General features: G+C 52.6%; 1 pseudogene. It reads left to right on the top strand.

Going from position 1 to position 855, the window contains the following annotated elements:
• Window positions 1-716, top strand: a pseudogene (locus tag HKD24_RS15160) (IS5/IS1182 family transposase); the annotation flags it as partial.
• Window positions 717-855: the final 139 nt, after the last annotated feature.

Raw genomic sequence — 855 nt, 5'->3', positions numbered from 1 at the left:
TCCGGGACTGGACCTGTTGGCTCGTGTGCCTGATGCCAGAACGGTCTGGCTGTTCTGCGAATGTCTGATGCAGGCGGGTGCAATTGAAAGACTGTTCAACCGGTTCGATACCATATTGCGGGATGCCGGTTATCTGCCGATATCAGGCCAGATCCTGGACGCGACATTGGTTGCAACTCTAGAGCGCGCAATACCAACGCTGAGAAGGTAGATCTGCGGGCAGCACATGTTCCCGAGGCTTGGCAAGTCAAGCTGGCCAGGCTGTCACACAAGGATCGCATGGCCGCTGGACGCTGAAGTTCACCAAAGCGCAGCGACAGGACGATGGGACCATGCCCGCAACAGATCCTGCCATCCCGTTCTTTTACAAATCGCATATTTCTATTGACTGGAAGTTCAGGCTGATCCGGAAATGGACAGCAACCGATGCTGCAGCCCGTGAGGCTTTCATGGACAGGCAGGAGTTTTGTCTTAAAGGTCCACAGAAAAAAGCCGCATCTTAAATCCATGCCCCGGCATATATCCAGCGGTCCAATGTCGGGAAATCCGTTACCCGACACCGTGTCGGGCATGTCTTTGTCGATCAGAAATCATAGACGGGACTGTTTGTCCGAACCACAGGCATTACCCGGACAACCATGAGGATCAGACTGGCCAATATCATTTACAACATGTGCCGCTTCCTGTCCCTGGAGCGGATTTACTCCAATGCATAGCCATCCAGAGCATGGAGCCCTCGCTCTGCTCAAAACGCAAAGTGAAAGCCAGATCCAAAAACCATCAAAGCAGCCTAATGAGCCTCAAAATCAGGTCACAGGAACTTCAATGACGGTTCTTCAATCCCTCCACCTCTTC

The organism is Gluconobacter vitians (assembly GCF_015244565.1).
In the GTDB taxonomy this organism is placed as follows: domain Bacteria; phylum Pseudomonadota; class Alphaproteobacteria; order Acetobacterales; family Acetobacteraceae; genus Gluconobacter; species Gluconobacter vitians.
The sequence above is the reverse complement of the archived record's forward strand: the minus strand, read 5'-3'. Positions and strand labels throughout refer to the sequence as shown.